This window comes from Pseudomonas sp. CROZ-RG-20F-R04-15 (assembly GCF_022662375.1).
Classification (GTDB): domain Bacteria; phylum Pseudomonadota; class Gammaproteobacteria; order Pseudomonadales; family Pseudomonadaceae; genus Aquipseudomonas.
Genome location: NZ_JAKNQL010000002.1, coordinates 151,622 through 177,523 on the forward strand (window position 1 = coordinate 151,622; position 25,902 = coordinate 177,523).

Genomic DNA, 25,902 nt, shown 5'->3' on the forward strand with positions numbered 1-25,902 from the left:
TTCGACGATAGTCCCCTGTGGGAGCGAGCCTGCTCGCGAAGGCGGTGTAGCAATCGACATCATCTTTATATGACACACCGCTTTCGCGAGCAGGCTCGCTCCCACAGTGTTTTTGTGGTGTTAGAGGAATTGTGGGCAACAAAAAGGCCCCCGGTTCGGGAGCCTTGTTGTTCAGCGTGTCGACTTACATGTTCGGATAAGTCGGGCCGCCAGCGCCTTCCGGCGTGACCCAGGTGATGTTCTGCGAAGGGTCCTTGATATCACAGGTCTTGCAGTGCACGCAGTTCTGCGCATTGATCTGGAAACGCTTCTCGCCGTCTTCCTTGGTGATCACTTCGTACACGCCGGCCGGGCAGTAGCGCTGCGCCGGTTCGTCGTACAGCGGCAGGTTCTTGCTGATCGGGATGCTCGGGTCGGTCAGCTTCAGGTGGCAAGGCTGTTCTTCTTCGTGGTTGGTACCAGAGATGAACACCGAGCTGAGTTTGTCGAAGCTGAGTTTGCCGTCCGGCTTCGGATAGTCGATCTTCTTGCAGTCGGCCGCGAGCTTGAGGCAAGCGTAGTCCGGCTTGGTGTCGTGCAGGGTGAACGGCAGTTTGCCGCCGAAGATGTTCTGGTCCAGCCAGTTGAAACCGCCGCCAACGATGGCGCCGAACTTGTGGATCGCCGGGCCGAAGTTGCGGCTGGCGAACAGTTCGTCGTAGAGCCAGCTCTTCTTGAACGCGTCCACATAAGTGGTCAGCTCTTCGGTGCCGTCCTTCTCGGCGAACAATGCGTCAGCCACCGATTCAGCGGCGAGCATCCCCGACTTCATGGCGGTGTGGCTGCCTTTGATCTTGGCGAAGTTCAGTGTGCCGAGGTCGCAACCGATCAGCGCGCCGCCCTTGAAGACCATTTTCGGCAGCGAGTTCAGGCCACCTTTGCAGATCGCACGGGCGCCGTAGCTGATGCGCTTGCCGCCTTCCAGGTACTGAGCCAGCACCGGGTGATGCTTGAGGCGCTGGAACTCGTCGAACGGCGACAGGTAGGTGTTGCTGTAGGACAGGTCGACGATCAGACCGACCACCACCTGGTTGTTTTCCAGGTGATAGAGGAACGAGCCACCGGTGTTCTCGGTGCCCATGATGTCCAGCGGCCAACCGGCGGTGTGCACCACCAGACCTGGCTGGTGTTTGGCCGGGTCGATTTCCCAGATTTCTTTCAGGCCGATGCCGTAATGCTGGGCGTCGGCATCGCTGTCGAGGTTGTAACGCTTGATCAGTTGCTTGCCGATGTGGCCACGGCAGCCTTCGGCGAACAGCGTGTATTTGCCACGCAGCTCCATGCCCGGGGTGTACAGGCCTTCTTTCGGATTGCCTTCACGGTCGACGCCGAGGTCACCGGTGATGATCCCGCGCACCACGCCTTGCTCGTCAATCAACGCTTCCTGAGCGGCGAAGCCCGGGTAGATTTCGACGCCAAGGTTCTCGGCCTGCTGAGCTAGCCAGCGGCACAGGTTGCCGAGGGAGATGATGTAGTTGCCTTCGTTGTGCATGGTCTTGGGCACAAAGAAGTCTGGAATCTTCTGCGCGTTTTCGGCGTTTTTCAGCACGAAAATATCGTCGCGGGTGACTGGCGTGTTCAGCGGTGCGCCGAGTTCTTTCCAGTCCGGGAACAGTTCGTTCAGAGCGCGTGGTTCGAACACGGCGCCGGACAGGATATGTGCGCCGACTTCGGAGCCTTTTTCGACCACGCAGACGCTGATTTCCTTACCGGCTTCGGCGGCCTTCTGCTTCAGACGGCAGGCGGCGGACAGGCCAGCGGGGCCGGCACCGACGATGACCACGTCGAATTCCATGTATTCGCGTTCCACAGGCTATCTCCTACTCAAGGCTCAACAGTTTTTTTTCTAATTTGGAGGTTTGATGTCGCATCCGCTATTCCTTTACGTTAACGTCAAGGGGAATATTGGAGAACAGACCTTTCTCTCTAGGCGGCGCATTATATCTACACCACTCCCAGCGTCCAATACAAACGTTTGTTTGAATCGGCTCCAGCCCAGAGAAATCAAAGAAGCGCGGCTTATGAATGGTCATTTTGCTGTATTGACCGGAATAGGCGTTCCGGTCAAGATACGGGCGGTTTTGCGCTCGTCGTAGGCAGACTGGCGGTTTCAAGAGCACGTCTAAAGACAGGGCACAGGCAGTAGAAGGTGATGCGCAGCGCAGTCTGGCGCGCAGTTTACACCGCGTGAAGATCAATGACCCGTCGGTCACCCCTGACGAACGGTCGCAGGTCTCCACAGCGTGTAGAGACCTGACACCCGAGTCGGCGTTTTTAGAGGTGCCCTTTTAGCCTGATGAGCATCAACCGCCAGGTTCGCCTAGGCGACTTTCTTTTCACCGGAGAGTAACGAGGAATCCATGAAGGTTCTTGTAGCTGTCAAACGCGTTGTGGATTACAACGTCAAGGTTCGCGTCAAGGCGGACAATTCCGGCGTCGATCTCGCCAACGTCAAGATGTCGATGAACCCGTTCTGCGAAATCGCAGTGGAAGAAGCCGTACGCCTGAAAGAGAAAGGTGTTGCGACTGAAATCGTCGTCGTCTCCATCGGCCCGACCACCGCTCAGGAGCAGTTGCGTACCGCACTGGCTCTGGGTGCCGACCGTGCCATCCTCGTCGAATCCGCTGAAGATCTGACCTCGCTCGCCGTGGCCAAGCTGCTCAAGGCTGTGGTCGACAAGGAACAGCCGCAGCTGGTGATCCTCGGCAAACAGGCCATCGACAGCGACAACAATCAGACCGGCCAGATGCTCGCTGCACTGAGCGGCTATGGTCAGGGCACGTTCGCCTCGAAAGTCGAAGTGTCCGGCGACAGCGTTGCCGTGACTCGCGAAATCGACGGCGGCGCGCAGACTGTTTCGCTGAAACTGCCGGCAATCGTCACCACCGACCTGCGTTTGAACGAGCCGCGCTATGCGTCTCTGCCAAACATCATGAAAGCCAAGAAGAAGCCTCTCGAAGTGCTGACTCCGGACGCTTTGGGCGTTTCCACCGCCTCCACCAACAAGACCCTGAAAGTCGAAGCGCCGGCTGCACGCAGCGCAGGCATCAAGGTCAAGTCGGTGGCTGAACTGGTCGAGAAACTGAAAAACGAAGCGAAGGTAATCTAATCATGACTATCTTGGTAATCGCTGAACACGACAACAAAGTGCTGGCCCCGGCCACACTGAACACCGTGGCTGCTGCTGCCAAAATCGGCGGCGACATCCACGTTCTGGTTGCAGGTCAGGGCGCTGGCGCCGTGGCTGAAGCCGCTGCGAAAATCGCTGGCGTGAGCAAAGTCCTCAACGCTGACAATGCCGCTTACGCGCATCAGCTGCCGGAAAACGTTGCTCCTCTGGTTGCAGAGCTGGGCGCTGGCTACAGCCATATCCTGGCTGCCGCTACCTCCAACGGCAAAAACATCCTGCCGCGCGTTGCTGCGCAGCTGGACGTTGACCAGATCTCCGAGATCATCTCGGTCGAAAGCGCTGACACTTTCAAGCGTCCGATCTACGCTGGTAACGCCATCGCTACCGTACAGTCGACCGCGCCAATCAAAGTGATCACCGTGCGTGCCACCGGTTTCGACCCGGTTGCTGCTGAAGGTGGTTCGGCTGCTGTTGAAGCCGTCGCTGCTGCGCACAACGCTGGCACTTCGAGCTTCGTTGGCGAAGAACTGGCCAAGTCTGATCGTCCAGAGCTGACCGCTGCCAAGATCGTCGTTTCCGGCGGCCGCGGCATGCAGAACGGCGACAACTTCAAACACCTGTACGCCCTGGCCGACAAGCTGGGCGCCGCCGTCGGTGCTTCGCGCGCTGCGGTCGACGCAGGTTTCGTACCGAACGACATGCAGGTCGGCCAGACCGGCAAGATCGTTGCGCCACAGCTGTACATCGCCGTCGGTATCTCCGGCGCGATCCAGCATCTGGCCGGCATGAAAGACTCCAAAGTGATCGTTGCGATCAACAAGGACGAAGAAGCGCCGATCTTCCAGGTGGCCGATTACGGTCTCGTGGCGGATCTGTTCGAAGCCGTACCTGAGCTGGAGAAGCTGGTCTAATCCAGCGGCTTCACTTATAAAGAGCCCGACCTTTTGGTCGGGCTTTTTTTTGTCTTGGATTTGAGTGAGGAGCGTTTTGCCATGGATCTGCGCTGCGGATGGTTGTTGGGGTTGGCCCTGTTGCCGGGGTTGGCGATGGCCGCTGGCAAATGCGAGCGCCTCGTCGTCACCGGTAGCCCGGATGCGCCGCCGTATCTGTGGCAGGACCCGCAAAATCCCAAACAGTTGATCGGTGCCAGTGCCGACCTGTTGCAACAAGTGGCCAAGGATCTCGGCATCAAAGTCGAGTTGCTCTACGCCGGAAAGCGCTCGCAAGCCCTCGACGAAGTGCGCAGCGGGCGCATGGACATGCTCGCCGACGCGCCGCTGTCCTTCAATGAACTGGAAAACCTCGACTACATCCATCCGCCGCTGCTGGAAAACGACTATCTGGTGTGGACGCGCAAAGGCTCGACACTGGTCTACAGCGAAGCCAGGGACCTGCACGGCCACGCCGGAGCATTGTCGGAAAAGTCTCGAATGACCCAGGCATTTGGCACTTTCGCCGAGCAGAATCTGACCCTGACCAAGACAGCCAACCTCACTCAGGCCCTGCAGAAATTGCTTCTCGGTGAAGTGGAATATGTACTCGCCGGACGCTACTCGGGCATGGCCGCCGCGCAGGCGTTGGGTATGGCCAACGACTTGCTGGCGTTCGAACAACCCGTCGACCGGCCGGGGCTGTTTCTTGCGGTTTCTCACAACTCGGCCTGCAACGATCCGTGGTTGCGCGGACAGCTAGCCAAAAAGATGACAGAATTGCCCGCGTCCGGACTGACGGAAGCCGCGCTGCAACGCAACATCGAGCGCTGGAAGGCGCAGCAGCAACAGCCGCAACAACCTGTCAGTGCCCCAAAACAGTAGGGATTCTTAGTGAGTATTCGACCTCTTTTCGCGGCTGTGGCCGTTCTGGCCCTGGCCGGTTGCGCGACCGATCCGGCACCCATCGAACAAATGCGCCTGACCGAGCAGGCCATCACCCAGGCCAAGGCTGTCGGCGCCACCGCTGATGATGTGCCGGAAATGAAACTGGCCGAAACCAAATACAACCGCGCCAAAGGCAACATGGCTGACGAGTCCTACCGCAACGCGCGCATGCGTGCTGAACAGGCTGAACTGGATGCACGTCTGGCCGAAGCCAAAGTGCTGACGCAAAAAAGTGAAGAACAGGTGAATGTGCTCAACACCCGCATCGTCCGTCTGCGCAAGCAACTGGGAGATGCCCAATGAGCCTCAAGTCCAAAGTTGTCGGCGGCCTGATCCTCGCCGGTTGCGCGAGCCTGTACGGCTGCGCCGGTCAACACAGCGAATCCGCGTTGCAAGAAGCCAGCGCCGACTTCCAGAAAGTCAAAGAAGACTCCAACGTGCTGCGTATCGCGCCGAAAGATGTGATCCGCGCCGGTGAGTCGCTTGCCCGCGCCGATCGTCTGTCGACCTATTGGGGCAGCGGATCGGACGTGGTGCATTACGCTTACCTGAGCCAGCGCTACAGCGAGATCGCTCGCGAGCACACCAATCAGGTGCTTAACGAAGAGCGCGCGGCCAAGCTGGAACTGGAGCGTCAGCGCCTGCAGTTGGCTTTGCGTGAATCGAAACTGCTCAGCGTGCAGCAGCAAGGCAAATGGCTCGAAGAGCAAATCGTCGCACTGGCCACCACGCAGACCGACCGTGGTCTGGTGATGACCCTTGGTGACGTGCTGTTCGACACCGGTGAAGCGGAGCTGAAAAACTCGGCCAACCGCGTCGTCCTGAAAATCGTGCAGTTCCTGCAACTGAACCCGAAACGCGTGGTGCGTATCGAGGGCTACACCGACAGCACCGGCGGCAAGCAGGAAAACATCAAATTGTCCCGTGACCGCGCGCAAGCCGTGGCTGATGTATTGATCGATCTGGGCATCGATGAAAAACGTATTCAGGTCGAAGGCTACGGTGACGAATACCCGGTGGACGTCAACGCTTCCGAGCGTGGACGGGCGCAGAACCGTCGGGTGGAAATCGTCTTCTCCGACGAAAAAGGCCAGCTCGGCGCTGCCCGTTAAGGGTTGCGTCTCTGGAAAGCCCGGGCTGTCATGCAGTGCCGGGCTTTTTTACGTCTGTCGAATGGCTCGCAAATCAGTACAGTCGGGGGCAGACACCGCACTGTATGGTCGAGTAATGTGGCAACTGTCCCAGTACACTTCTAAACTGTTCCGGTATTGTTTCACACAAGAATAAAATGCCCGTGAAATCGAGTGCTGCGTCATGACCAATCTCTTGCTCTACCAACGTATTGCTCAGCAACTGGCCGAAGATATCCGCCGTGGTGTCTATCAACCGGGGGAGCGCGTGCCTTCGGTACGCAAGATGAGTTCGCAGCTCAACGTCAGCCATGCGACGGTGTTGCAGGCTTACGCCAATCTCGAAGATCAGGGCTTGATCCGGGCGCGTCCGCAGTCCGGGTATTACGTGCACCAGACGCCTGCGCTAACTGCGCCGACCCCAGACATTGCCCGGGTCGAACGGCCCGGGCTGGTCACTCGCAGCAGCATCATTCAACAGGTTCTGGTCGAATCACGCCGCGAAGGCGTATTTCCTCTCGGCGCCGCCGTGCCCAGCGTTGATTACTTGCCGGTGCGCGCACTGCATCAGCAATTGGCCAAGGTCACCCGCTTCCATAGCCCGCGTGCCTTCAGCTACATGTTCAGCCCCGGTTTCGAACCGCTGCGCCGGCAAGTGGCGATCCGCATGCGCGACGCCGGTGTGGTGGTCGATCCGTCAGAAGTGGTGATCACCCACGGTTGCGTCGACGCCTTGCAGATGTCGTTGCGTGTGCTGACCCGGCCGGGCGATCTGATCGCCGCCGAATCGCCGACTTATTACGGGCTGCTGCAACTGGCTGATCTGCTCGGCCTGAAAGTCATCGAAATCCCCAGTGATCCGGCGACCGGCATGAGCCTCGAAGCGCTGCAACTGGCCGCCAACCAATGGTCAATCAAGGCGCTGGTGCTGACCACACGCCTGAGCAATCCGCTGGGCGGCACCATGCCCGAAGAGCGCCAGAAACAGCTGCTGCGCCTGGCCTCGGACTTCGATATCCAGATCGTCGAAGATGACATCTATGGCGAACTGATGTTCGAGCAAGGCAAAACCAAAGCACTCAAGGCTTATGACCGCCTGGATCGGGTGATCTACTGTTCGAGCTTCTCCAAAACCTTGTCACCCGGTGTGCGCATCGGCTGGATGATCGCCGGCAAGTATCAGCAGGAAATCCAGCGCTTGCAGACCTTCAGCACCCACTCGGCGTGCAGCGTGACGCAGATGGCGATTGCCGCTTATCTGGAAAACGGCGGCTATGACCGGCATTTACGGTACATCCGCCAGGAATACCGAAAAAACCTCAGCGCCTTTCAGCTGGCGGTGCAGCAGTACTTCCCTGAAGGCACGCAAATGACCCGGCCCACGGGCGGTTTCATCCTCTGGGTGAGTTTGCCGGGGCGGGTGAATACCCAGGAATTGCATGTGCGTGCGTTGCAACAAGGCATCAGCATTGCGCCGGGGCTGATCTTCAGTAATACCGAGCAATTCAACCACTGTATTCGCCTGAACTGCGGGATTCCGTGGAATCGCGAGGCGGAGAGGGCGTTGATGACGTTGGGGATGCTGGCGACTCAACTGTGTCAGGAAACCGCTGGCGGATTCTGAACGAGCGGTGGCTGATGCTTGTCTTGTGGCTTCCAACAAGCGAGCATATGGCCCTCTGCCGTTAGTCTCGTTGGGTCCATGAAAGCGATTTTTCCTGCCGCTTGGGTTTTGTTGGGTTTGCTGATGATCGGTCATGCGCCTGGCGCTGTGGCCGCTGCGGTTCCGGAAAAACCGGCCGCGACGAGCCCCGCTAAAAAAACCACGCCTGCGCCAAAGGCTGCTCCCGCGAAGAAAACCCAGCAGAAAGTCATCAAGAAGCGCAAACCAGTCGCCTCCAAATCGAAACCCGCCAGTGAAGTGGTGAAAACCAGACTGCCGCCGGCCAGACTCGATTTGAGCCTGCCCAAGGACATGGTCCAGGAACTGAAACCCAAGGGCACGGTTGAGTTGCCGAAACGCGAGCCGATCCTGCCGCAGATGTTTGGCGAGAAAAACACCGGGTTCCAGCTCAACGGCCGTTTGCTCAGTAACGAAATGCAGTTGCAACTGCGTAACGAAGAGCGCCGCGAAGTCGAAGGCGCAGCGCTGGATTTTGAATTCAAGCAGTAAATCCAGAGACTCTGTGACCCGCAGAACAGACGCTTTGTCGGAGACTGGTCAGTCACATTCAGTTATCGCTAAAAACCCCGGTTCCGGGAATTTGAAACAGCCGTTTTAGCGGTTACTCTGTTCCGCGTCCCTTTTACACATCGCCCGTCGCGAGGAATTGTTCGTCATGAAATGCCGTGAAGGCTGTGGCGCTTGCTGCATTGCCCCATCCATCAGTTCGCCGATTCCCGGCATGCCTGATGGCAAGCCTGCCGGCGAACGTTGCGTGCAACTCTCGGTCGAAAACCTGTGCAGCATTTTCGGCCGCCCGGAGCGTCCGGCAGTCTGTTCCGGCTTCTCTGCCGACATCGAAGTCTGCGGCGACAGCTCGGAAGAAGCGATCAGGCTGATCGGCTGGTGGGAGCAAATGACGGCGGCGTGATGTGTCAAACGAACGGAACTTCAACAATAAGGAATAAGACTATGGGTTCGCTGCATCGTATCGCTGTGTTGTGTGGTTTGACCGCTGTGCTGGCCACCTCCGTCGCTCAGGCTGAAGACTGGAAAGTCGCCAAGAACGAGGACGGCATCAAGGTTTCCCTGAGTGAAGTACCGGGTTCGGACTACAAGTCCTACCAGGGCGTCGCGCTGATGAAGACCACTGTCGCCAAACTGCGCGCATTGCAGGAAGACGTTTCCGGCGCCTGCGCCTGGATTCACGAGTGCAAGACCCAGAAATTGCTCAAGCACGAAGGCGATCAGAGCTGGACCTACACTCAGTTCAACACACCTTGGCCGGTGACTCCGCGTGATTCGGTACTGCACATCACCACCGTTGAAGGCGCCGATGGCAGCCTGACCCGTAACCTCGAAGGCCTGCCGAAGTACCTTCCGGAAGAAAAAGGCTTTGTCCGTGTAGAACAGGTCAAAGGCTTCTGGAAGTTCGTGCCCAAAGGTGATCAGGTCGAAGTGACCTACCAGGTGCACACCGAGCCAGGTGGCAGCGTGCCGTCGATGATTGCCAACAAGTTTGTTGTCGATGCGCCGTTCAACACCCTCAAAGCTTTGAAAGAACGCGCCGAGAAGTAATCGGCCCGCGTTCAGCGAAACGCCCCGAACACCTCGGGGCGTTTTGTTTTGTATCTATATTGTGTTTCCAGATATGCGTTGCACGAAATTTTCACAAAGTGTTCCAGACAATTCGCCCGCGCTGTTTGCACGCTGCCATAAATGAAAGTGTCTGGCGGCGGGGCAGTAATCAATGGCAATGGTGCGGGTGATCGTGCAACATTTGCGCACCGCGCACGCCCCGGGGTCTGGAATGACCAATAGAGGGCATGGCGCCGCTGTATTTTTGCAACTTCAACTTCCAATGGGTCCTAAAACGACATGGCAAACCCGGACGCCCTGAATCAGCAGCGATCTTCTGCTCGCCTGCTGCAACCGACCGTCAAATCGCATCTGGCCTACACGCTGCTGTGTGCACTGGTCATGATGGTGATGTTTTCCGTGCTGCGCCTCGCGCTGCTGGTCTACAACCGCGAGATGATCCTCGACACCCCGGCTTCGACCTTCCTCGAAGCCTTCGCCAACGGCCTGCGTTTCGACCTGCGCCTGGTGGTCTACGTCTGTGTTCCACTGGTGCTGGCGCTGTTCAGTGCCCGCGCCATGGCTGCACGCGGTTTCTTCCGCCTGTGGCTGACGATCGCCTCGAGCATTGCGCTGTTTCTCGGCCTGATGGAGATGGATTTCTACCGCGAGTTCCACCAGCGCCTCAACGGTCTGGTGTTCCAGTACGTGAAAGAAGACCCGAAAACCGTGATGAGCATGCTCTGGTACGGTTTTCCGGTCGTTCGTTATCTGCTGGCTTGGGTCATCGGCACCGTCATTCTGACCCTGGCGTTCAAAGGCGCCGACCGTGCCACGCGTCCACGCGGACCGTTCAGCGGCGGCAGCGTCAGCACTCGTCAGGTTGCGCCGTGGTACACCCGTCTTGCGGTGTTCGTCGTCTGCTTGCTGATTTGCGTGGTCGCCGCCCGTGGCACTCTGCGTCAAGGCCCGCCACTGCGCTGGGGTGACGTGTACACCACCGAATCGAACTTCGCCAACCAGCTCGGCCTCAACGGCACGCTGTCCCTGATCGCGGCGGCCAAAGACCGCATGGGCGAGGATCGCAACAACATCTGGAAAGCCACACTGCCGCAGGAACAAGCGCAGAAAGTCGTGCGTGACATGCTGCTGATGCCGGACGACAAACTGGTCGATGCCGATATTGCCGCCGTGCGTCGTGACTACACGCCGCCAGCCGACAAGACCTTGCCGATCAAGAACGTTGTCGTAATCCTGATGGAAAGCATGGCCGGCCACTCGGTCGGTGCATTGGGTGCGCCGGGCAACATCACGCCGTACCTGGACAAACTGTCGAAGGAAGGCCTGCTGTTCGATCGCTTCTTCTCCAACGGCACGCACACCCACCAGGGCATGTTCGCGACCATGGCCTGCTTCCCCAACCTGCCGGGTTTCGAATACCTGATGCAGACCCCGGAAGGCAGCCACAAGCTTTCCGGCCTGCCGCAGCTGCTCAGTGCGCGCAAGTATGACGACGTCTACGTGTACAACGGCGACTTCGCCTGGGACAACCAGTCGGGCTTCTTCAGCAACCAGGGCATGACCAACTTTGTTGGCCGTAACGACTTCGTCAACCCGGTGTTCTCCGACCCTACCTGGGGCGTGTCCGATCAGGACATGTTCGACCGTGGTCTGGTCGAGTTGAAGAAGCGCGAAAACGGCAAGCCGTTCTATGCCTTGCTGCAAACCCTGTCCAACCACACGCCATACGCCTTGCCGACGCCATTGCCGGTCGAGCGCGTGACCGACCGTGGCAGCCTCAACGAACACTTGACCGCCATGCGTTACGCCGACTGGGCGCTGGGTCAGTTCTTCGAGAAGGCGCGCAAAGAGCCGTACTTCAAGGAAACCCTGTTCGTCATCGTCGGTGACCACGGTTTCGGCAACGAGCGCCAGATCACCGAAATGGACCTGGGCCGCTTCAACGTGCCGATGCTTATGATTGCGCCGGGCATTCAAGAGAAGTTCGGTACCCGTGACCATACCGTGGGTACGCAGATCGATATCGTGCCGACCATCATGGGCCGCCTCGGTGGCGAAGTGCGTCATCAGTGCTGGGGCCGTGACCTGCTCAACCTGCCGGAAGGCGACACCGGTTTCGGTGTGATCAAGCCATCGGGCAGCGAGCAGACCACAGCCATCGTGACGGCCGACCAGATTCTGGTTCTGCCGAAAGACAAGGAAATGGGCCCGAAAATCTGGCAATACCAGTTGGGCGCCAACCCACACGCCGAGATCGTTCCAAATGCACCGCGCACTGCCGAGTTGAAACTCAAACTCGAAGCGTTCCTGCAAACGGCGACCAAGAGCCTGATGGATAACACCGCCGGTGTGATCAATGGCAAGCCGGATTGATCGCTCAGCGATAGTGAAATCCGCGCAATAAAAAAGAGGCCCTGAACAGGGCCTCTTTTTTTTGCCGGTTACATCGTTATATCCGACCGAGTAACAGCAGCACCAACAGCACCACCAACACCACGCCGATAATGCCCGAAGGACCATAACCCCAACTTCTGGAGTGCGGGAAGACCGGCAGACCACCGATCAGCAACAGGATCAGGATAATGATAAGAATTGTGCCCATGTCGATTTCCTTGTTGATAGTGTTCGAAAAGTCTTGGTATTCAAGGGCGACTGGAGACTAAGTAATTCCAGACGGCTTACAAATTCCGACCGGTGCGCATGAAAGAAAATTCAATGTTTTTTTAATGTATTTGGATCGCAGACTTATTTCCTTTTCCGCTCGGCTAGTTCAGAACTCAGATCATTTTCGGGAATCCAACGCGCCACGGTTTGCCCTTACCATTCAGCAACTTGATGGAGCGTGGGCGCGCGCCGTTCCTTCGCTACACTCCGCGCATCTTCCCCGGAACAACAAGGCTGTCTGCTATGCAAAATCGCATGATGATCACTGGTGCGGGCTCGGGCCTGGGTCGCGAAATCGCGCTGCGCTGGGCGCGTGAAGGCTGGCAACTGGCCTTGTCCGACGTCAGCGAACCCGGTCTGCAGGAAACCCTGAAAATGGTCCGCGAGGCGGGCGGTGACGGTTTTGTTCAGCGCTGCGATGTGCGTGATTACAGCCAGCTCACCGCATTCGCTCAGGCCTGCGAAGAGAAACTCGGCGGCATCGACATCATCGTCAACAACGCCGGTGTCGCCTCGGGCGGGTTCTTCAGCGAACTGTCGCTGGAAGACTGGGACTGGCAGATCGCGATCAACCTGATGGGCGTGGTCAAGGGCTGCAAGGCGTTCCTGCCGCTGCTCGAACAAAGCAAAGGCAAGATCATCAACATCGCCTCCATGGCCGCACTGATGCAGGGGCCGGCGATGAGTAACTACAACGTGGCCAAGGCCGGCGTGGTTGCACTTTCGGAAAGCCTGTTGATTGAACTGGCGCAGCAGGAAGTCGGCGTGCATGTGGTTTGCCCGTCGTTCTTCCAGACCAACTTGCTCGACTCGTTCCGTGGCCCGACCCCGGCGATGAAAGCGCAGGTCGGCAAGTTGCTGGAGAGTTCGCCGATTACGGCGGCGGACATCGCCGACTACATTTATCAGCAAGTAGCGGCTGGCGAATTCATGATTCTGCCCCACGAACAAGGGCGCATGGCCTGGGCGATCAAGCAGAAGAACCCGCAACTGCTCTATAACGAAATGACTTCCATGGCCGAGAAAATGCGCGCCAAAGCCAAACAGAACAACAGCTGAGCTTGCCCGTAGCAGACAGCGTCGTTAGGGTGGCCGCAATGGTCACCCTGTCGAGACGCGTCAATGCTCAATTACTTGTGGTTTTTCCTCGCGGCGCTGTTTGAAATCGCCGGTTGTTTCGCCTTCTTCATGTGGCTGCGCCAAGGCAAAAGTGCCTTGTGGGTGATTCCTGCGCTGCTCAGTCTGACCTTGTTCGCGCTGCTGCTGACCCGTGTCGAAGCCAACTACGCCGGTCGTGCCTATGCCGCTTACGGCGGGATTTACATCGTCGCTTCGATAGGCTGGCTGATGGTGGTCGAGCGCGTTCGTCCATTGGGTTCGGACTGGATCGGCGTGGCGTTGTGCGTGATCGGCGCCAGCGTGATTCTGTTCGGCCCGCGGTTCTCCGCTGCCTGAATGGCTTGTTTGTGAGAAACGTCTTACGGCTATGTGTCACGGGGTCTGTAAGGCAAAACTGAATTGCCTGCCGCGCATTGTAGAGCCGCCTCAAGCCGCGCATCTTCAGGGTTCGCTAACCCTGAAGGACGAATCTCATGCTTGTACTCAGCCGTGTCGTTGGTGAGTTGATTTCAATCGGTGACGACATTTCCCTGCGCGTGCTGTCGGTAAACGGTTCCAGCGTGCGCTTTGGCGTCGAAGCGCCGCAAAAGGTCAATGTGCATCGCGCAGAGGTCTATGACCGGATCAAGCGCAAGCAGGCCACCGAGAAGGCCCGCTGAGGGTTTTTCAGTCGAACAGATGCTTGGGCACATCGTGCTTGAGCATCAACTGGCACTGCTCGCTGTCCGGGTCGAAGACAATCAGCGCCTGACCCTTGGTCAATGCCTGACGCACCCGTAATACGCGGGTTTCCAGCGGCGTGTCATCGCCGTTGTCGGTGCCGTCGCGGGTGACGAAATCTTCGATGAGGCGGGTGAGGGTGTCGACTTCAAGAGCGTCGTAGGGAATGAGCATGGGCACCTCGGTCAAATCAATGTCGGGATGCTACGGCGATTGCTGATTGCCTGCCAGTTTTGTGTTGCCTGTAGCTACGCCATCGCGAGCAGGCGAAGGCCTGCATTTGGAATGCGTTCCCCTGTGGGAGCGAGCCTGCTCGCGATAGCGGTATTTCAAACAACGATGATCTAACTATCGTTACGCTGCCCCACCAGACTGTCCACCGACGGCACCCGCGTATCGCTCTCCATCTGCGTGTCATGTTCGATTTGATGACTGAAGCGATCCAGCGAAGCATTCGCCGGCGCCGCATCGCTGGCGAATACCGGCGGGCTCAGAATATAAGCGCCCAACAACCGGCTCAACGCCGCCAGACTGTCGATGTGCGTGCGCTCATAACCATGCGTTGCATCGCAGCCAAACGCCAGCAGCGCCGTACGGATATCGTGGCCGGCCGTCACTGCCGAATGCGCATCGCTGAAGTAATAGCGGAACAGGTCGCGGCGCACCGGCAACTCGTTTTCACCGGCCAGACGTAACAAATGCCGCGACAAGTGATAGTCGTACGGTCCGCCGGAATCCTGCATCGCCACACTCACCGCGTGTTCGCTGGAATGCTGCCCCGGTGCGACCGGCGCGATGTCGATGCCGACAAATTCACTGACGTCCCAAGGCAATGCCGCCGCCGCACCGCTGCCGGTTTCCTCGGTGATGGTGAACAGCGGATGGCAGTCGATCATCAGTTCCTGACCGCTGTCGACAATGGCTTTGAGTGCCGCCAGCAGCGCGGCGACACCGGCCTTGTCATCCAGGTGACGAGCGCTGATGTGGCCGCTTTCGGTGAACTCCGGCAGCGGATCGAAGGCCACCACGTCACCGACGCTGATGCCCAGCGAATCGCAATCAGCCTTGGTCGCGCAATAAGCGTCCAGACGCAGTTCAACGTGATCCCAACTGATCGGCATTTCATCGACTGCAGTGTTGAAGGCATGCCCGGACGCCATCAGTGGCAAGACACTGCCGCGAATCACGCCGTTGTCGGTAAACAGGCTGACGCGACTGCCCTCGGCAAAACGGCTCGACCAGCAGCCGACCGGGGCGAGGGTCAGGCGACCGTTGTCTTTGATCGCGCGAACGGCGGCGCCGATGGTGTCCAGATGCGCGGAGACTGCGCGGTCAGGGCTGTTCTTTTTGCCCTTGAGCGTGGCGCGAATGGTGCCGCGCCGGGTCATTTCAAACGGAATGCCAAGTTCTTCCAGACGCTCGGCGACATAACGCACAATGGTGTCGGTAAACCCGGTGGGGCTGGGAATGGCGAGCATTTCCAGGAGGACTTTTTGCAGGTAGTTGAGATCCGGTTCGGGGATTTGCGTGGTCATGGAAACTCCTGATGGGTTGAGCACTGATCGTTCCCACGCTCTGCGTGGGAATGCAGCCGGGGACGCTCTGCGTCCCAAGAGTGGACGCAGAGCGTCCGGTGAGGCGTTCCCACGCAGACGGTTCGACGCCTCGACGTGGGAACGATCAGGAAAGGGTTAAATAGCCGGCTGACTGTGCGGAAACAACAAATCGACAAAGCGCTCGGCCGTCGGCTGCGGCTCATGGTTGGCCAGCCCGGCGCGTTCGTTGGCCTCGATAAACACGTACTCCGACTGATCCGCCGCCGGCACCATCAAGTCGAGCCCGACCATCGGAATGTCCAGTGCCCGCGCGGCTCGCACCGCGGCGTCGACCAGGGTCGGATGCAGAATCGCCGTGACATCTTCCAGCGTACCGCCGGTGTGCAGATTGGCCGTACGGCGCACAAACAGATGCTCGCCAGCCGGCAGAATGCTGCTGTAGTCATACCCGGCCGCATGCAAGGTGCGCTGGGTTTCGTGATCCAGCGGGATCTTGCTTTCGCCGCTGGTGGCCGCTTGCCGACGACGGCTTTGCGCCTCGATCAACGCACCGACCGAATGCTGACCGTCGCCGACCACTTCCGCCGGTTTGCGAATCGCTGCCGCGACCACTTCAAAGCCAATCACCAGAATCCGCAGATCGAGACCTTCGTGGAAGCTTTCGAGCAGCACGCGGCTGTCGAATTGCTTGGCCGATTCGATGGCTTGCTGCACCTCTTCGATGCTCTGCAAATCCACCGCCACGCCCTGGCCCTGTTCACCGTCGAGCGGCTTGACCACCACCCGTTGATGCTCATCGAGAAAGGCCAGATTATCGTCGGCGTTGCCCGCCAGTTGCTGCGACGGCAGATTCAGACCGGCGGCTTTCAGCACCTTGTGCGTCAGGCTTTTGTCCTGGCACAGGCTCATGCTGATCGCGCTGGTCAGGTCGCTCAGGGATTCGCGGCAACGCACGCGCCGGCCACCATGACTGAGGGTGAACAGCCCGGCATCGGCGTCATCCACCTGCACATCGATGCCGCGCCGATGCGCTTCTTCAACAATGATCCGCGCATACGGATTGAACTGCGCCTCCGGTCCCGGCCCGAGAAACAACGGCTGGTTGATGCCGTTCTTGCGCTTGATGGCGAAGGTCGACAGGTTGCGGAAACCGAGCTTGGCGTAGAGGTTTTTCGCCTGACGATTGTCGTGCAGCACCGACAGGTCGAGATAACTCAAACCGCGACTCATGAAGTGCTCGATCAGGTGCCGCACCAACACTTCGCCGACACCCGGCCGGGAACACTGCGGATCAACCGCCAGGCACCAGAGGCTGCTGCCGTTTTCCGGGTCGTTAAAGGCTTTTTGATGGTTCAGGCCCATGACGCTGCCGATCACCGCGCCGCTGTCTTCATCTTCGGCCAGCCAGTACACCGGGCCGCCCTGATGATGCGGAGTGAGCCGGGTGGCGTCGATCGGCAACATGCCGCGCGCCGAATACAACTGGTTGATCGCCTGCCAGTCCGCCTCACTCTGTGCACGGCGGATACGAAAGCCGCGAAACACTCGGGTGGCCTGACGATAATCGCTGAACCACAGGCGCAAAGTGTCGGACGGGTCGAGAAACAGTTGCGTCGGCTCCAGGCCGAGAATCTGCTGCGGTGCTGCAACGTACAACGCGATATCGCGCTCGCCGGGCTGCTCTTTGAGCAGCTCCTGCGCCAGCGACGCCGGGTCGGGAAAGGTATGGCCGATCAGCAACCGGCCCCAGCCGCAATGCAGCGCAATCGGGTCAGCGACCCGTGCGCTGCCGTCTTCGGCCAGACGTGCCTGCAAGCGTTCATAGGACGGTGTCTGACCGCGTAGCAGCCGTTGGTTGATGGCCGTGGCGTGGGGTTTCATCGATCAGATTCCTTGTTCACTGAGCCACAGATTCAGAGCTGCCAGTTGCCACAGCTTCGAACCGCGCAACGGCGTTAACTGGCCTTGCGGATCGGTCAGCAATTTGTCGAGCATGGCCGGGTTGAACAGGCCACGATCCTGACTCGGATCGAGCAGCAGTTCGCGCACCCAGTTCAGCGTATCGCCCTGCAAGTGCTTGAGGCCGGGCACCGGGAAATAGCCTTTTTTGCGGTCGATCACTTCACTTGGGATAACCCGGCGCGCCGCTTCCTTGAGGACTTGTTTACCGCCATCGGGCAGCTTGAACTGGCCCGGCACACGCGCCGACAGTTCAACCAGTCGATAGTCGAGAAACGGCGTGCGCGCCTCCAGGCCCCAGGCCATGGTCATGTTGTCGACGCGTTTGACCGGGTCGTCGACCAGCATCACCGTGCTGTCCAGACGCAGGGCTTTATCGACGGCCGCATCGGCGCCGGGCTGGGCGAAATGTTCTTTCACAAAGTCGCCGGCTGCATCGTTCGCGGTCAGCCATTTGGGCTGCACGGTCGCGGCATAGTCGTCGTAACTGCGGTCGAAAAACGCATTGCGATAGGCCGCATACGGATCGGCCGCGCCGTCGACTTGCGGATACCAGTGATAACCGGCGAACAACTCGTCCGCGCCCTGGCCGCTCTGTACCACCTTGCAATGCTTGGCCACTTCGCGCGACAGCAGATAGAAGGCGATGCAGTCATGGCTGACCATTGGCTCGCTCATCGCGCGGAACGCGGCGGGCAGTTGCTCGATGATCTCTTTCTCGTCGATACGCAATTGATGATGTTGGGTGCCGTAGTGTTTGGCGATCAGATCCGAATACTGAAACTCGTCACCGCGCTCACCGCCGGCATCCTGAAAACCGATGGAAAAGGTCGACAGATTCTCGACGCCGACTTCACGCAACAGGCCAACCAACATGCTTGAGTCGACACCGCCGGACAGCAGCACACCGACATCCACAGCGGCGCGTTGACGGATCGCCACCGCTTCGCGGGTGCTGTCGAGCACGCGGTCGACCCAGTCTTCGAGGGTGAGGTTTTTCTCGTCGTCGCGTGGGCCGTAAGGCAGGGTCCACCAGGTTTTCTGCTCGGTGCTGCCATCGGCTTCAACACGCATCCAGGTCGCCGGCGGCAGTTTTTCGATGCCCGCCAGCAAGGTGCGCGGCGCCGGGACCACGGCGTGGAAATTCAGGTAGTGATTGAGCGCCACCGGGTCGAGGATCGGGTTGATGTCACCGCCCTTGAGCAACGCCGGCAATGCCGAGGCAAAGCGCAGGCGCTGGCCGGTGCGCGACAGGTACAACGGCTTCACGCCGAGACGGTCGCGGGCGATGAACAGGCGTTTGGCGTCGCGTTCCCAAATGGCAAACGCGAACATGCCGTTGAGCTTCGGCAGTAGTGCCTCGCCCCAGGCGTGATAGCCCTTGAGCAGCACTTCGGTGTCGCCACCGGAATAGAAGGCATAACCCAGCGCTTCGAGCTCGGCGCGCAGTTCCGGAAAGTTGTAGATCGCGCCGTTGAAGGCCAGGGACAGGCCCAGTTGGCTGTCGATCATCGGCTGCGCCGAGCCGTCCGACAGGTCCATGATTTTCAGGCGACGATGGCCCAGGGCAATCGGCCCTTGGGCATGGAAGCCCCACGCGTCGGGGCCGCGAGGGGCCAGGTGATGGGTAATTCTCTCGATCGCTGCAAGGTCTGCAGGTTGTTGATCAAAACGTAACTCGCCAGCTAATCCGCACATAAAATCCTTACCGGTTTTTCCGTTGGGGAGGGGTCAGACCGTACCTCGCCAGAAGGGCGGGTACTCAGAAACTGACCCGCCCCGGTAAGTGGAGTTTTAGAACGATAAGTTATAAGGCATCAGGTTCTAGCTTGTGCAGCAGAGCGCCCGGTTGCTCGCGCGAATGTTTTTGCACCTCGAACTGCCCGAAGTAGTCGTCAGCCAGTGCACTGTTTATCTGAGCACCGGGTTTAACGGTGTCTGTGGTGGACAAGCGTTTTTTCATATTTACCAGTCGAGACAGCCCGTCGTGTTTTTCGATGGCGGTCCAGCGGTCGAGGCTGGCGAAGACGAGGGCGAGCAGTTCGTCCGTGGCATAGACACGCAAGCGCCTGCTGAAATCCTCGTTCGCGTTGTTGAGATGCGCAGTGTCTGTGCGTAACGCCTGAGTCTGTCGTCGATTGGCGTAGGCGGGCTCGTTGACATTGGCAACTGCGACGGCAAGTTCCCCGGCATCTGCAGTCAACTTGTCGAGATGGCGATCGAAAAAATGTTTGTACAGACCTGTCTTCAGCGGGGTGAACGCGATGTCGTCTACAAACGAAATGCTTTGCAGATTCAATGCCCGAAATTCACCTTGTTCGCGGTGAGTCAGTTGCGAAATCAACAGTTCCTGCAGTTCTTCACTTGCAACGAGGTTGACGGCCAGGCGATATCTGCACTGTTCTTCACTATCGTCCTGATAAAAGCTGTCGCCAGTATCATTGGGGATGTAGACGTAATAACTGTCTTTCGTCGAGTGATCGGTCTGGCGACAGGTGATCAATACGGCATCTGTCATGTATTTGCCAAATAACTGTATCGACTGCAACTTGATGTTGGAGTGGTTGAACAGGTCGCCATGAAAGATGTCTTCGTTGCCTTTGGCAAGATTCAACAGGGTGATCAGTCGATGAAGCGGGAAGTTCGGCTTGCTGAAATACTTTGCGTACGCGGCGAGCTTCATGTTTGTTTTGTGCATTCGCAGACTGATCAATTCGAGGCTCGAGACTCTGAACGTTCTGGAAACATGTTTCTGGTAACTGCCGCCGAGATCAAGCTGGCGGCTCAACAGGGCAAACGCTTGTGCGGTTATCTGGGTGGGGATTGAGCCGTCGGCCGATTTTTTGTCGACTTTGGACAGGGTCTTGCTGTCGTCCGAGAAGTAACCGGCAGCCGCTTCCTGCTCCGTAAAATTCAGCATTGCCGCCTGTAGCAAGGTGTAGGTGTGGGTACCGTCATCCACAGCCGTTGCGGGTTTGAGCTTGATGCTGTCGCTGACGCTGAACCGCCTTCCATAGTCTTGCTGCAGTGCCTGTCGCAGCTTGCGCTTGCAGAAATCCTCCAGTGTTTCCAGTTTGCTCAGCAATTGATCAATGTAGTTCTGGTAGGGCAGCGCCTCATCGAGTAATGCGCGGAATTCGCCAAGCCTGACCGGATCGGCTTTAAGCAATCCGTCATTGATGAAATGGGCCACGACGTTTGCCTTGTCCTGGTCACCCAATTCATTGAGCAGTTTTTTCTGCGTGGCTTCGTTTGCCAAAGCGCTCGCTTGTTGTTCGGGCTGGATAATCATGTGCAAGTCTCGTGTTGAATAAGAGACTCGATCCTAGGCCGCCAAGACGAAAAATAATAACGTGTTTAGTTGATCGCTTGAGCCATGAAGTGAACGGTATTTTGATTGAAAAATATACATATATATCGCCACGGAAAGGTCTGAGTGTGTATGCGGTATTTGCATCGAAAATGACGATCCGGGCGCTCTGCAGGTATTGGGGAAATGGTGGTAGATATCTATGTTGTTGATGAAAAATACTGTTGCTTTGTGCGTGCCTGAGCATTGGATTTTGTATTGTTAATTGTGTTGCGCTTTCTATATGTTCAATGCTCCAGCTCGCAATAAAGGACTATTGACGATGTCAGCCAAAGTAAAGACGCAACAAGCAATCCTCAGCACATTGCTCGATGCCACAGAGGATCTCGATACTGCCCGGGCTTTGCAGAAAAGCCTGCCGGCGCATTTATTGAAAGCGCCGGCGGCCGCTTTGTCCGCCCTTGATCAGACAAGCCGTGATCTGCACAGGATTCAGTCGACCGTGGCGGCGGACCTGCTCGCGTTAAAGCCGTTGCAGGCGTTCTGCATCAGTGAACTGAGCGAGGCCTTGAAGCGCAAATGGTCGGTAACCTTTGATGTCGAAAAGGACTTCCTGAGTTTGCCGGGCGTTGATTGCGGTTGCCCCGCGATTTCAACCGATGAGAACGGTATTCAGACCTACCCGCACGCTACACCGACGCTGTTGCAAGCGGCGATGCAGAACTTCAGCGAAGACGAGGCGGCTGAAAACTTTCCAGAAGGCAGTTTCATTCGAGTGCACAGTGCCCCGGACGGGGTCACCGGGCTGACCCCGAAAACGTTCGCCGCTTTTTGTCGAACGCTGGATCTGGGCAAACGCTACCAAGAGCATTTTCAGCAAGTGTTTGGCCTGCTCGACAGCGATGGCGAGGTGATCGTCACCAGTACCATGACCGCTGATATCGCGAAAATGAAAAAGCTGCTGTTGCAATTCGACATGCACCAGGCCGCGCTCAAAAGCCATATCACTCTGGCAGGTCAGCGCATGCTGCAGACGCTGATCGACGAAGATGGCGTGGCGTCAGCGCAAACGCTGCGCTACGGCAACCGAACGCTGATCATGCAAGGCATCAGGATTTTCGACAGTTGTGTCTGGGGCGTGGTGGTGTTTTCTGCCCGTTCGGTGGAGTTGTACCCGGATGAGTGGTGCCTGGTGTACATGGCCGGTGAACCCGAGCGCCCCCTGTACGAGTACTCCGGTTTCACCGCGTTCAAGCAGTACCTGACACAGCAGTTGAAGCTAAAAAGTTACAAGGATTATCTCGCCAACAGCATCGATGATGATGACAAGGCCGACTTCTTCAAGTCCGTCGCCGATAGCGCTGATCTGGGCCACATCAAGCAGGTGCCGATCACCGTGGCGCTCTTTGAGTTCATGGTGCAAAGCCACGTTGGCAAGGTGCAACTCGATGCGCGCAAGCTGGCCGTGCCGACCGCCGATGTCGATGAGGAGGTGCGCAAGAAGCGCCTGCTGGATTTTCTGCAGTTGGGTGTGACCATCGTCTCCGTGGCGGGCTTCATCGTGCCAGTGCTGGGGCAGTTGATGATGGGTGTTGCAGTCGGGCAGTTGCTCGGCGAGGTGTATGAAGGTGTCGAGGACTGGCGCCGTGGCGATCATGAGCAAGCGCTGTCGCATCTGTTGAGCGTGGCGGAAAATATCGCCCTGATGGGCGTCTTTGCCGGCGGGCAAAAAGCTTTGGGAACACTGGGTAAAAAGCTGCTGCGCTCACACCCGGAGTTCTTCGGTGAATTTGCCGCAGTGCTCAATAGCGCCGGCAAACCGCGCCTGTGGAAACCCGATCTCTCGCGCTATGAGCATTCCCTTCCGGAAGGCGTGACCGTCGCGCCGGGTTCCAGGGATTTTTATCAGATCGGCGGGAAAACCATCGCCCGCGTCGAACATCGGTTTTTCGCCGGTCCCTACGATTCCGCCGCGAAAGTCTGGCGTCTGGAACATGCCGAACGTGCACGCGCTTATGTTCCAGAACTTGTCCGGCACGTCGAAGGCGGCTGGCGGCTGCCCGCAGAAGAACCACAGCAATGGAGCAGTGCGGCCTACACGCTCAAGCGTATCGATCCGCAGTTGAGTGAATTCGTCGATACCGATCTGGACATGCTGTGCCGCGTCAGCGACACCCCTCACGATGCCTTGCAACAGGCCTTTACCGACAATTTGAGCCTGCCTGTGCGCTTGCGGGAAACCGTCGAGCGCGCGCGGATCGTGCGCCAGCTGCGGCAATTGACCCTCGAACTGCAAAGCGGCGAAACCCATTCCGGCCAGCCTGTCGAGGAGCAGTTGCAGGCCTTGCCGAAAATGTCCGGCTGGCCGGCCGACCGCTACATCGAGGTGACCGACGCCGAAGGCAGCGTGACGGCGACTTATCCTCTGACCACGGTCCTCGATGAATCGCTGGGTGTGGTAGTCAGCGAGCAGCAACTGGCGCGCGGGCAGTTGTTGCAAACCGTGGTTGATGGCCTGTACCAGAACGAGGTCGACGCCCTGCTGGGCAGCAAAGTCGCGAAAAGCGTCGAAGAATCGACCCTGGCAAAGAAACTGGGCGCGGCGCTCAAGGCAGATCATCGCGCGGCGTTCGAGCGCATGTATCAGCGCTACGATCAGAGTGACATTGATGATGTTCTGAAGCTGCGCCAGGTGTTTGCAGACATTCCAGCGCGCTATGCGCAAGCGCTCATCGAACGTGCGCCGAGTGCGCAGCGCCTGCATTTGCGCTCGACCGGACGAGTGCCGCTGAGGCTCGGGCAACAAGTCCGGGAGGCCATCGACCAGGTGCGTCTGGACCGCGCACTGGCGGGGTTTCACTGGCCGCGTCTGGCCAATGACGACACCGACAATCTGGCGATTCAGTTGTTGCCTCGGCTGAGCGGCTGGGATTCTCGACTGCGTCTGGAGCTACGTGACAAGGCGCTCACCGGGCCGATTCTGCAAGCCGTTGGCGAAACGTCGGCGACCCCCGTCAATACCTGCTCGCTGGTCAAAACCGCCGAAGGCTATGAAGCGTTTGGCGGCGATGGCAAAACCCTGGGCAAGGTTGCTTCCGGCCCTGACGCCCTGTACGCCGCCATCCTCAAGGCACTACCGCCACGCCAGCGAATAACCGCCGGATATGCCGATCCACTGCCGGCCGACAGCTCACGGCTGCGCAAACAGTTGCTCAATACTGCGCTGGAGCAGCGCGAGGCCACGGCCCGCACGCTGGCCCGGGGCACATACGAACCGCGGGTGGTCGAGCCTGCCTGTATGCAAGGCGACCATCCACCGCCGGTGAAGCATCCGCCAGCGCTGATGCGCAAAGTGCGCAAACTCTATCCGCGCCTGAGTGAAGCGCAGGCCAGTGAGTTCATTGAGGGGCTGGGACAAGACCTGCTGACCCGTGCAACACGGGTCAATGAGTTGCGCCGGGATCTGCAAAGCCTGCGTGAAGCGCTGTTTCTCTGGAGCGAGGATACGACCGCCATGAGTAAGCTGGGAGGTGATCTAGCGGAGGTGCGGCACAGTCGTCAGACCATGGCCGAGCTGATCGAAAAAGGCTTTCGCCGGTTCTACTCGGTCAATAACGAAGCTGGAAAATCAGTCGGCGTGTTGAATCTTGATGGCATGCGCGTCGGCAAGCTGCCGACGCTGCCACCGGGGATCAGTTTCGAGCATATCCAGCAACTGTTCATGAATGACATGGCGCTGGATGATGATGTCGCGCACTTCCTCAAGTCGTTCAAAAAGCTTGAGTCGCTGGAACTCGACAAGAACGCCATCACTCGTCTGCCTGAAGTGCTGTCGCATATGCCCGATCTGAGCCGCTTGAGCCTGGCGCACAACAAGCTCCAGTTGACCGAGCAGACGCTGGCCAAACTCAACGGTTTGCGTTCGCTGCACCATCTGAACCTCAACGAAAATCCGCTGGGTGCCACGCCGGATGTCAGCCAGATGTTCAATCTGCGCCGGCTGCTGCTGGAAGCTACCGGCCTCACGGAAATGCCCAAGGGGCTGGAGCGTCTGCTGTATCTGGACTGGACAGACTTGAGCCGCAACCAGATCAAAAATCTGCCTGACTGGCTGTTCAAGACACCGCGACGTTTCAGCCAGACGCTGAACCTGAGGCTCAATCCTCTGGTCGATCCGAGCAAAACGTATCTGGAGATCTATCGCGACAATTTCGGCGTCGGCATGGGCTATCTGGAAAACGACATCGCTCGACTCAACGAACAACAGGCACGCTCGCTGTGGCTTTCCGAGGAGACGGGTGAGGTCGGGGTCAGGCGTGAACGGATCTGGAACGCATTCAAGGATGATTCACGCGCCGACGGCCTGTTTCATCTGCTTGCCGAACTGGGCGATACCGCCGATTCGGAGAAGGTCAAAAAGGACATGCAGCGGCGGGTCTGGGCCGTGCTGGAAGCAGCCGAATCCGATAGCGTGCTGTGTGACCAGATATTGAACGTGGCCGCCACCCCGATCAATTGCACCGACAGTGCGGCGATGAATTTCAGTTATCTGGAGGTTGCTGTGGAAGTCGATCGGGTCACCCGGCTCGCCGGCGAACGAATCACCAGCGCCAGACCGCTGCTGGAACTGGGGCGTGGTCTGTTCCGGCTTGAGCAACTGAACGACATCGCCCTGGCACATGCCGCCAAGGTCCCGGCGGCTGATCCGCTGGAAGTGAGTCTCGCCTATCGCATCGGCCTGGCCGAGGCGCTGGATTTGCCCGGGCAGCCACGCAACATGCTTTTTGGCACATTAAGCACGGTTACCGAAGCCGATCTGGAAGTGGCAAAAAACCAGGTCGCAACGGCGGAACTCTCGCCCAAATGGCTGAAGTTCATGAGTGAGCGATCATTCTGGAGAGCCTACCTGCAACGCACGTTTGCGCGAAAATTTTCCCCTCTCGATGACGTGTATGTGCCGCGCATGAGTGCCTTGGACGCGCAGAAGGAGGAGTTGTCCGATGCCGACTATTTGAGTCAGGCGGAAGTCATCAAAGCCGAGCGGCAAAGCGCCATAGACGATGTGGTGACGAACCTGACCGCCGATGCGCTGCGCGTTGCGGACCTGGGTATCTGCGCCCTGAGCGACGCATGAG

At 58.4% G+C, this 25,902-nt stretch carries 21 protein-coding genes; 14 read left to right on the forward strand and 7 right to left on the reverse strand.

Features of this window, described 5'->3' with window-relative positions:
• Positions 1–184: 184 nt before the first annotated feature.
• Entirely contained in the window at positions 185–1,849 is a 1,665-nt protein-coding gene (locus tag L8H52_RS05070) for an electron transfer flavoprotein-ubiquinone oxidoreductase (protein ID WP_016985998.1), read from the reverse strand.
• Positions 1,850–2,399: 550 nt separating this feature from the next.
• Between L8H52_RS05070 and L8H52_RS05075 the strand changes: the two genes are divergently transcribed.
• From L8H52_RS05075 to L8H52_RS05120, 10 genes are all read left to right on the forward strand, one after another.
• Entirely contained in the window at positions 2,400–3,149 is a 750-nt protein-coding gene (locus tag L8H52_RS05075; protein ID WP_007908338.1) for an electron transfer flavoprotein subunit beta/FixA family protein, read from the forward strand.
• A gap of 2 nt (positions 3,150–3,151) precedes the next feature.
• Entirely contained in the window at positions 3,152–4,081 is a 930-nt protein-coding gene (locus L8H52_RS05080; RefSeq protein ID WP_127929312.1) for an FAD-binding protein, read from the forward strand.
• An 81-nt stretch (positions 4,082–4,162) separates the two neighbouring features.
• Positions 4,163–4,984, forward strand: coding sequence for a transporter substrate-binding domain-containing protein (locus L8H52_RS05085; protein WP_242205815.1), 822 nt, complete (start codon positions 4,163–4,165; stop codon positions 4,982–4,984).
• Between the two features lie 9 nt (positions 4,985–4,993).
• Entirely contained in the window at positions 4,994–5,350 is a 357-nt protein-coding gene (locus L8H52_RS05090; RefSeq protein ID WP_077574046.1) for a DUF4398 domain-containing protein, read from the forward strand.
• On the forward strand, positions 5,347–6,159 hold the full coding sequence (locus L8H52_RS05095; RefSeq protein ID WP_242205813.1) for an OmpA family protein: 813 nt from the start codon (positions 5,347–5,349) through the stop codon (positions 6,157–6,159). Before L8H52_RS05090 ends, L8H52_RS05095 begins: the two co-directional genes overlap by 4 nt.
• A 202-nt stretch (positions 6,160–6,361) precedes the next feature.
• Positions 6,362–7,801 (forward strand): PLP-dependent aminotransferase family protein, encoded by a 1,440-nt coding sequence (locus L8H52_RS05100; RefSeq protein WP_007908347.1) that lies wholly within the window; start codon positions 6,362–6,364, stop codon positions 7,799–7,801.
• 78 nt (positions 7,802–7,879) lie between these two features.
• On the forward strand, positions 7,880–8,350 hold the full coding sequence (locus tag L8H52_RS05105; protein ID WP_242205811.1) for a translation initiation factor 2: 471 nt from the start codon (positions 7,880–7,882) through the stop codon (positions 8,348–8,350).
• Positions 8,351–8,516: 166 nt separating this feature from the next.
• Positions 8,517–8,771: a YkgJ family cysteine cluster protein gene (locus L8H52_RS05110; RefSeq protein ID WP_150648308.1), complete on the forward strand. Its 255-nt coding sequence runs from the start codon at positions 8,517–8,519 to the stop codon at positions 8,769–8,771.
• Positions 8,772–8,812: 41 nt separating this feature from the next.
• A complete protein-coding gene (locus L8H52_RS05115; protein WP_242205809.1) occupies positions 8,813–9,418 on the forward strand; it encodes an START domain-containing protein in 606 nt (201 codons plus the stop codon).
• Positions 9,419–9,718: 300 nt separating this feature from the next.
• Positions 9,719–11,812 (forward strand): LTA synthase family protein, encoded by a 2,094-nt coding sequence (locus L8H52_RS05120; protein ID WP_242205806.1) that lies wholly within the window; start codon positions 9,719–9,721, stop codon positions 11,810–11,812.
• Positions 11,813–11,888: 76 nt separating this feature from the next.
• On the opposite strand, the gene L8H52_RS05125 is transcribed toward L8H52_RS05120, so the two are convergent.
• Positions 11,889–12,047, reverse strand: a complete 159-nt coding sequence (locus L8H52_RS05125) for a DUF3309 family protein (protein ID WP_169432680.1) — start codon at positions 12,045–12,047, stop codon at positions 11,889–11,891.
• Between the two features lie 299 nt (positions 12,048–12,346).
• Between L8H52_RS05125 and L8H52_RS05130 the strand changes: the two genes are divergently transcribed.
• The 3 genes from L8H52_RS05130 to csrA all read left to right on the forward strand — a co-directional run bounded on the left by L8H52_RS05130 (position 12,347) and on the right by csrA (position 13,881).
• Positions 12,347–13,162: an SDR family oxidoreductase gene (locus L8H52_RS05130; protein ID WP_242205805.1), complete on the forward strand. Its 816-nt coding sequence runs from the start codon at positions 12,347–12,349 to the stop codon at positions 13,160–13,162.
• A 63-nt stretch (positions 13,163–13,225) separates the two neighbouring features.
• Entirely contained in the window at positions 13,226–13,558 is a 333-nt protein-coding gene (locus L8H52_RS05135; protein WP_008088571.1) for a YnfA family protein, read from the forward strand.
• Between the two features lie 137 nt (positions 13,559–13,695).
• A complete protein-coding gene (csrA, locus tag L8H52_RS05140; protein WP_064391466.1) occupies positions 13,696–13,881 on the forward strand; it encodes a carbon storage regulator CsrA in 186 nt (61 codons plus the stop codon).
• A gap of 7 nt (positions 13,882–13,888) precedes the next feature.
• Here the strand turns inward: csrA and L8H52_RS05145 are convergent, their stop codons facing one another.
• The 5 genes from L8H52_RS05145 to L8H52_RS05165 form a co-directional block, all read right to left on the reverse strand.
• Positions 13,889–14,116, reverse strand: coding sequence for a YheU family protein (locus L8H52_RS05145; RefSeq protein WP_003236706.1), 228 nt, complete (start codon positions 14,114–14,116; stop codon positions 13,889–13,891).
• Between the two features lie 170 nt (positions 14,117–14,286).
• Positions 14,287–15,477 (reverse strand): osmoprotectant NAGGN system M42 family peptidase, encoded by a 1,191-nt coding sequence (locus L8H52_RS05150; protein WP_242205803.1) that lies wholly within the window; start codon positions 15,475–15,477, stop codon positions 14,287–14,289.
• 156 nt (positions 15,478–15,633) lie between these two features.
• Positions 15,634–17,379 carry an N-acetylglutaminylglutamine synthetase gene (gene ngg, locus L8H52_RS05155; RefSeq protein ID WP_242205801.1) on the reverse strand — a complete coding sequence of 582 codons (1,746 nt, stop codon included), beginning with the start codon at positions 17,377–17,379 and terminating at the stop codon, positions 15,634–15,636.
• A 3-nt stretch (positions 17,380–17,382) separates the two neighbouring features.
• Positions 17,383–19,155 carry an N-acetylglutaminylglutamine amidotransferase gene (locus L8H52_RS05160; RefSeq protein ID WP_242205798.1) on the reverse strand — a complete coding sequence of 591 codons (1,773 nt, stop codon included), beginning with the start codon at positions 19,153–19,155 and terminating at the stop codon, positions 17,383–17,385.
• Positions 19,156–19,264: 109 nt separating this feature from the next.
• Positions 19,265–20,749, reverse strand: coding sequence for a DUF6543 domain-containing protein (locus tag L8H52_RS05165; RefSeq protein ID WP_242205796.1), 1,485 nt, complete (start codon positions 20,747–20,749; stop codon positions 19,265–19,267).
• 340 nt (positions 20,750–21,089) lie between these two features.
• Between L8H52_RS05165 and L8H52_RS05170 the strand changes: the two genes are divergently transcribed.
• Positions 21,090–25,901 carry an NEL-type E3 ubiquitin ligase domain-containing protein gene (locus L8H52_RS05170; RefSeq protein ID WP_242205794.1) on the forward strand — a complete coding sequence of 1,604 codons (4,812 nt, stop codon included), beginning with the start codon at positions 21,090–21,092 and terminating at the stop codon, positions 25,899–25,901.
• Position 25,902: the final 1 nt, after the last annotated feature.